This is a genomic window from Corallococcus carmarthensis (assembly GCF_003611695.1).
Classification (GTDB): domain Bacteria; phylum Myxococcota; class Myxococcia; order Myxococcales; family Myxococcaceae; genus Corallococcus; species Corallococcus carmarthensis.
In genome coordinates this window covers 1-6,169 of record NZ_RAWE01000345.1, presented here as the reverse complement: position 1 = coordinate 6,169, position 6,169 = coordinate 1, and the positions used below count along the sequence as shown (strand labels likewise).

The window sequence follows — 6,169 nt, the reverse complement described above, 5'->3', positions numbered from 1 at the left end:
GGAGAGGTGTATAAGAGACAGGCCTCCGCCCGCGCCGCCCGCGAAGAAGCTGACGCGCAAGGAGCGCGAGGCCGAGGCGAAGCGCCAGCGTGAGGAGGCGGCCCGCCTCAAGCGCGAGGAGGAGCAGCGCAAGAAGGACGAGGAGGCGAAGCGCAAGCAGGAGGAAGAGGCGAAGCGCAAGGCGGACGAGGAGGCGAAGCGCAAGGCGGAGGAAGACGCCAGGCGCAAGCGCGAGGAAGAGAAGAAGCGTCCCAAGCTCGACGAAGACGATCTCCGGAACTACTAGCCATGCGCCGCCTTTCATCGCTCATCGTTCCCTCGGCCCTGGTCCTGGGACTGTCCGCCTGCAGCCTGCTCGTCGACTTCGACCCCGAAGGGCAGCCCTGTGACCGGGGCCAGTGCCTGGAGGGCTACGTCTGCCGCAACGAGGTCTGCACCGCCGAGGACGGCACGCCCACCGATGCGGGCACGTCCGACGGGGGCGACGCTGGCCCCACCACGGACGGCGGCACCTCCGACGGGGGGACCGGCACGGATGCCGGCACCTCGGATGGCGGTCCGCTGACCGACGGCGGCGTCCGCGACGGGGGCTGAAGTCCCGCGCCGGGCTCGCGTCACCGGTCTGTGCACCGGGGCCGGGCCCGGCACTTCCGTCTTCGGGGGCCCGCTGCCTGGGGCCCTGTAAACACTCCCGCACGTGGCCGCAGGGCCGCGCCGTGTCCCCCCGGACACGGCTGCCTGCCCGCGGACGTCACCGGGAAACCCCTGTCATTCCAGCCACTTGAACGCGACGTCCGCGCCGGGAGGAACCGCCGGTGCGTGGCATCATCCGTGCTCTGAGGCGGGCCCAAGGAGGCATCATCGACATGGGCAAGCGCGTGGGAGTGCTGATGGGCGGGTGGGGCGAGGAGCGGGAGATTTCGCTCAAGACGGGGGAGGCCGTGGTGGCGGCCCTGGAGACCCTGGGGCACACCGTCACCCGCGTCTTCGCGGGCCCGGGCCTGGACCGGGCGCTGCGCGCGGCGGACATCGAGGTGGCCTTCCTCGCGCTGCACGGCCGCATGGGCGAGGACGGCCGCGTGCAGGGCCTGCTGGAGCTGCTGGAGATTCCGTACACCGGCTCCGGCGTGCTGGCCTCCGCGCTGGCCATGGACAAGCCCATGGCGAAGAAGCTCTTCCAACTGCACAACCTGGCCACGCCCCGGGGCTACCGGGTGGCCCGCGAGGACGCGGAGCGCGCGCTGGAGCTGCACGGCGACAGCGGCTTCCCCTGCGTGGTGAAGCCCGCGAAGGGCGGCTCGTCCGTGGGCCTGTCCGTGGTGCACGACGCCGGGGCGCTGGTGCCCGCGGTGGCCCAGGCGTGCCGCTTCGGCGGCGAGGCCCTGGTGGAGCGCTTCGTCCAGGGGCAGGAGGTGACGGTGGGCATCCTCGGCGACAGCGTGCTGGGCAGCTGCGAGGTGTCCTTCCCGCGCGAGGGCTTCGACTACGACGCCAAGTACAAGGGCGGCGCCCAGTACTTCCTCCCGCCCCGCCTGTCCGACACCCGCCGCGTCAACGTGGAGACGCTGGCGCTCGCCGCCTACCGCGCCCTGGGCTGCCGGGGCTACGGCCGCGTGGACCTGCTCTGCTCCGACACGGAGAACGACGTCGTCCTGGAGGTGAACACCCTGCCGGGCTTCACGCCCACCAGCCTCCTGCCGAAGATCGCCGCCCGCGCGGGCCTGGACTTCCCCGCGCTGGTGCAGGGCGTGCTCGACCGCGCCACCCGCGACGAGTCCCACGTCGCCGAAGCCGCCCCTGTCGTCGCGCCCTCCGCTCCCGTGCCCCTGCGCGCCGCCCGCTAGGTCCTCCGCCGCGCGGAGCACCCGGGACGTCGTCCCATCAGCCCCCGGACGCAGGGAAGAAGGGGGTAACATCCTGCGTCAAAGCCGCCTTTCAAAGCCTCTCGAATCCGGGGAATAGTTTGACACGACCCGGGTGGCTCCCTATTGTCCGCCGGCGATCAGTAGCCGGAAGGTCAAAGCCCTGTCTTTACGGGCACATACGGGGCGGGGCTCAGCAGACCCACAGGCGGCGGTCAGCGTGAGCGGTCGGTCGGCATGCCGCCACGTCTGGTAGGACCGCTGGCGCAGGGCCAGCGGGAGGGGCTGAGCGTCACCGATGACCACCGTCGAGATCATCTTCCTGGCAGTCTACTTCAGCCTGCTGAGCGTGCTGGGAGTCTACGGCTCCCACCGCTATCGCATGGCGTTTTTGTATTACCGCCACAAGTTCAAGCTGCCGACGCCCAACGGCACGCTGAAGGCGCTGCCCAGGGTCACCATCCAGCTGCCCATCTTCAACGAGATGTACGTGGTGGAGCGCCTGGTGGAGTCGGTGTGCCGCATCGACTACCCGCGCGAGCTGCTGGAGATCCAGGTGCTGGACGACTCCACGGACGAGACGTGCGGCATCGCCCGCGCGTGCGTGGAGCGCCACCGTCAGAAGGGCCACGACATCGTCTACATCCACCGCGTCAACCGCCAGGGCTTCAAGGCGGGCGCGCTGGAGAACGGCCTCAAGCTGGCCACGGGTGAGTACGTGGCGGTGTTCGACGCGGACTTCGTCCCCAGCCCCGACTTCCTGATGCGCACGGTGCCCTTCTTCGCGGACGCGAAGGTGGGCATGGTGCAGGTGCGCTGGGGCCACCTGAACCGTGAGTTCTCCATCCTCACGCAGGCGCAGAGCATCTTCCTGGACGGCCACTTCATCATCGAGCACACCGCGCGCAACCGCGCCGGCTGCTTCTTCAACTTCAACGGCACCGCGGGCATCTGGCGCCGCGACACCATCGCCGACGCGGGCGGCTGGCAGCACGACACGCTCACGGAAGACCTGGACCTGTCCTACCGCGCCCAGCTGAAGGGCTGGCAGTTCATCTTCCTGCCGGAGGTCATCTCCCCGGCGGAAGTGCCGGTGGACATGAACGCCTTCAAGAGCCAGCAGCACCGCTGGGCCAAGGGCTCCATCCAGACGGCGAAGAAGCTCTTGCCCACCATCCTCAAGAGCGACCTGCCGCTCCTGGTGAAGCGCGAGGCCTTCTTCCACCTCACCAACAACATGGCCTACCTGTTGATGGTGCTCCTGTCCGTGCTGATGCCCATCAGCATGGTGGTGCGCTTCCAGCACGGCCTGTACGGCACGCTGTTCCTGGACCTGCCGTTCTTCATCACCGCGACGGCCAGTGTCTGCGTCTTCTACGTGGCCGCCCAGCGCGAGCGCGGCGTGAAGGGCTGGGAGCGCTTCAAGTACCTGCCCTTCCTGATGAGCCTGGGCATCGGCCTGGCCATCAACAACGCGAAGGCCGTGGGCGAGGCGCTGCTCAACCAGCAGTCGGGCTTCGCGCGCACGCCGAAGACGGGCGCGGAAGGCAAGAGCGTCAAGGCCGTGAAGAAGAGCTACCGGGGCAGCAAGACGCTGATGCCGGTGGTGGAGCTGCTCTTCGCCGCCTACTTCACCGGGGCGCTGTGGTTCGCCATCGACTCGCGCATCTACACGTCGGTGCCCTTCATCATCCTGTTCCTGGCGGGCTTCGCCTACGTGGGCGTGTCCAGCCTGCTGCAGGGCCTGGCGGGCCGGGCGAAGGTGCCGGACGCCGCCCCCACCGTGACGCCCTCCGAGGAGCAGCCGCGTCAGGCGGCCTGATCCGTTCACACCGCTTCCGCCGTGCACCTCGCGCCGCCGCTTCCCCCCGGACTTCCAGGGCGGGGAGGGCGGCGCGGTGCTTTTTCCGGTAGCGGGGCTACAGGCCCCCGTCCGGCTGGCCGCGCAGCAGCACCTGTTCCTGGCGCACCGGGGCGGGGCCGGAGGTAGCAGGGCGGCAGCCCTCGTCGATGGAGGTGCTGGACGCGGCCCTCAGCGTGAGGCCGGCGTCGGTGCAGGCCACCGCCTCCGTGGGGAAGGCGACCGGGCAGGGCGTGCCGGAGGCGCTGAAGCCGGTGGCGCGCGTCTCGCCCACGAAGCCCTCCGGTGTCCGGTGGAGGACGATGCCCACGGAGCCCGCGTCCGGGGACTCCACGCCGCCGTCCGCCCACGCGCGCACCACCGCGAGCGACAGGGTGCGGCCGTCGTCCTGGCCCAGGTAGCGGAAGGCCGGGTTCTGCGCGTGGTGGTAGTCGCCGGACAGGTCCTTCTCACAGCCGGGCGGCACGTGGATGGGAGGCGGCGCGGAGGCCGTGGCGGTCTCCACCCGGGGAGGGGCCTTGCCCGGACAGGCCGTGAGCGAGAGGACACAGAGGCCGAGGGGGAGGGTGATGAGGGCGCGGTGCATGGGGCGCGGATATTCTCCCAACGGACGGCCCGGTGGGACGGTGTTTGCTTCCCCTGGGATGACTCTCTAACCTTCGGCCTGACATGAGTCTTCGCCGCTTCGCCGTCCTGTCGCTCGTCGCCGCCCTGGCGCTGCCCTCCGCGTCGTTCGCCCAGGACATTGATGATCTCCTCGGTCCCACGACGAAGCCCACGAAGCCCGCGGGCAAGACCAAGCCCGCGAAGCCGCCGAAGACGACGGCGAAGCGCAAGACGCCGCCCAAGAAGGAGCAACTGGGCAAGCGCAAGGGCAAGACGGGCAAGGGCACCGCGACGGCGGCCACCGTCGACGAGGCCCCGGCGAAGGCCACGCTCGCCCTCAAGCTGGGCAGCAACGCGCGCGGCGCGAAGGTGACGGTGGACGGCCAGGAGGTGAACCCGCAGACGCCGCTGGAGCTGGCGCCGGGTGAGCACACGGTCGTCGCCCGCCGTCAGAACTACTCGGACTTCACCCAGCAGGTGACGCTGACGCCGGGCCTGACGACGGAGCTGACGGTGTCGCTGGACGCGGCGACGGGCTTCGCCACCCTGCGCGCGGACGTGCCCCGCGTCACGGTGTTCGTGGACGGGACGCGCGTGGGCGCCGCCCCCATCGAGAACCACCCCCTGTCCCAGGGGCCGCACGAAATCGAGTTCCGCGGGCCGGGGCTCAAGGACGTGAAGAACATCAACGTGCGCGCCGGGCAGCTCTACGTCGTGGAAGGGCGCCTGCGTCCTTCCTCCGACACCACGGCCTCGGTGGCGGCGGCGGATGACGCGCCTCGCACGCCGGTGCTGGAGCCCTCGAAGCCGCTGGAGCCGGTGGACCAGCCGGGCCTGGCGCTGGGCACCGAGCAGCCGCCGGAGGTGAAGGAGAGCACCAGCCAGGCCTGGTACCAGAAGTGGTACGTCTGGGTGGGCGTGGGCGTGGTGGCCGCCGCGGCGGGCGCCGGAGCCTACGCGGTGACCCGGAGCCCCTCGGAGCTCACCCCCGGGCAGGTGTGCGGCGGGGATTGCGACGGCTCCATCGGATTCTCCGGTCTGCGCCCGGCGCTGCCCGCGAACGGCGTGCGCTTCTGAGTCACGGGGGCGGACGTCCGCGTCCGCCCCAACTTCCGAGCCTGTCAGTGGCCGCGGAGGTCGTCGTCGGCGCGGCCCGCGCCGGGCTCCAGCCGCAGGAAGATGTTCGTCACGCGGCCCACGCCCCAGTAGTCCAGCGCGGTCGCGCGGACGCGGAAGGGCTCGGACTCCGGTAGCAGGGAGGTGATGTCCACCTCGTTGGGCTCGAAGCTGAAGGCGCGCCGGCCCAGGTTGTCCACCTGCTCGTTGCCAATGAAGACGCTGTCCGTGAAGCCCACGGCGGCGCGGCGCGACACCTTCCCCTTCGCGTCCAGCACCTCCAGCAGCAGGAAGTTGTCCACGGCGAAGCCCTGCGTGCAGGCGGCGTCCCCGCAGAGGCGGGCCTGGGCGCCGTCCAGCCGCATCGGCTGCGTCTCCGCGGTGGCGACGACGCGCGGCGTGCGCTCGCCCTCGCGCGTGTCCACCTCCACGTCCTCGCGCCGCTTCTCCAGGCGCGCCGTCTCGCGCTCCGGCGTGGCGGTCAGCAGCTGGACCGAGCGCGGTTCGGGCGGCGCGGCGGCGGTGGTCGGAGGAACCTGCTTGGCGCAGGCCAGGAGGCTCAGCGCGGCGGCGGAGAGGGTCAACGTTCGCGAGTGGCGCACCCGGAGGCTTGTAGCGAGCGGCCCTGGACGGGGTCAATTAGCATGCCCTCCATGCGGACCCTCCCCGGCTGGTGGCTGCTGTGCGCGCTGCTCTCAGGCCCCGCGGCCGCGGCCCCACCTCC

The 6,169-nt window shown here is 71.0% G+C and carries 6 protein-coding genes and 1 pseudogene; 5 read left to right on the top strand and 2 right to left on the bottom strand.

Annotated features, from left to right (window positions below):
* The 4 genes and pseudogenes from D7X32_RS42510 to D7X32_RS42495 form a co-directional block, all read left to right on the top strand.
* A pseudogene (locus D7X32_RS42510) lies at positions 1-286 on the top strand (PEGA domain-containing protein); the annotation flags it as partial.
* A 2-nt stretch (positions 287-288) separates the two neighbouring features.
* A complete protein-coding gene (locus D7X32_RS42505) occupies positions 289-594 on the top strand; it encodes a hypothetical protein (protein WP_120608204.1) in 306 nt (101 codons plus the stop codon).
* Positions 595-866: 272 nt separating this feature from the next.
* A complete protein-coding gene (locus D7X32_RS42500; RefSeq protein WP_120608203.1) occupies positions 867-1,844 on the top strand; it encodes a D-alanine--D-alanine ligase in 978 nt (325 codons plus the stop codon).
* 316 nt (positions 1,845-2,160) lie between these two features.
* Positions 2,161-3,684: a cellulose synthase family protein gene (locus D7X32_RS42495; RefSeq protein ID WP_120608202.1), complete on the top strand. Its 1,524-nt coding sequence runs from the start codon at positions 2,161-2,163 to the stop codon at positions 3,682-3,684.
* Positions 3,685-3,781: 97 nt separating this feature from the next.
* On the opposite strand, the gene D7X32_RS42490 is transcribed toward D7X32_RS42495, so the two are convergent.
* Positions 3,782-4,309, bottom strand: coding sequence for a hypothetical protein (locus D7X32_RS42490; protein ID WP_167506570.1), 528 nt, complete (start codon positions 4,307-4,309; stop codon positions 3,782-3,784).
* 83 nt (positions 4,310-4,392) lie between these two features.
* On the opposite strand from D7X32_RS42490, the gene D7X32_RS42485 reads away from it, so the two are divergent.
* The gene (locus D7X32_RS42485; RefSeq protein WP_120608200.1) at positions 4,393-5,406 is read left to right on the top strand and encodes a PEGA domain-containing protein; all 1,014 of its coding nucleotides are present in this window, start codon (positions 4,393-4,395) and stop codon (positions 5,404-5,406) included.
* 44 nt (positions 5,407-5,450) lie between these two features.
* On the opposite strand, the gene D7X32_RS42480 is transcribed toward D7X32_RS42485, so the two are convergent.
* On the bottom strand, positions 5,451-6,047 hold the full coding sequence (locus D7X32_RS42480) for a hypothetical protein (protein WP_120608199.1): 597 nt from the start codon (positions 6,045-6,047) through the stop codon (positions 5,451-5,453).
* Positions 6,048-6,169: the final 122 nt, after the last annotated feature.

Bases quoted from the DNA above. Each gene is read 5' to 3' on its own strand.
- D7X32_RS42485 (WP_120608200.1), top strand. From the start codon at position 4,393: ATGAGTCTTCGCCGCTTCGCCGTCCTGTCGCTCGTCGCCGCCCTGGCG.
- D7X32_RS42495 (WP_120608202.1), top strand. From the start codon at position 2,161: ATGACCACCGTCGAGATCATCTTCCTGGCAGTCTACTTCAGCCTGCTG.
- D7X32_RS42490 (WP_167506570.1), bottom strand. From the start codon at position 4,309: ATGCACCGCGCCCTCATCACCCTCCCCCTCGGCCTCTGTGTCCTCTCG.
- D7X32_RS42505 (WP_120608204.1), top strand. From the start codon at position 289: ATGCGCCGCCTTTCATCGCTCATCGTTCCCTCGGCCCTGGTCCTGGGA.
- D7X32_RS42500 (WP_120608203.1), top strand. From the start codon at position 867: ATGGGCAAGCGCGTGGGAGTGCTGATGGGCGGGTGGGGCGAGGAGCGG.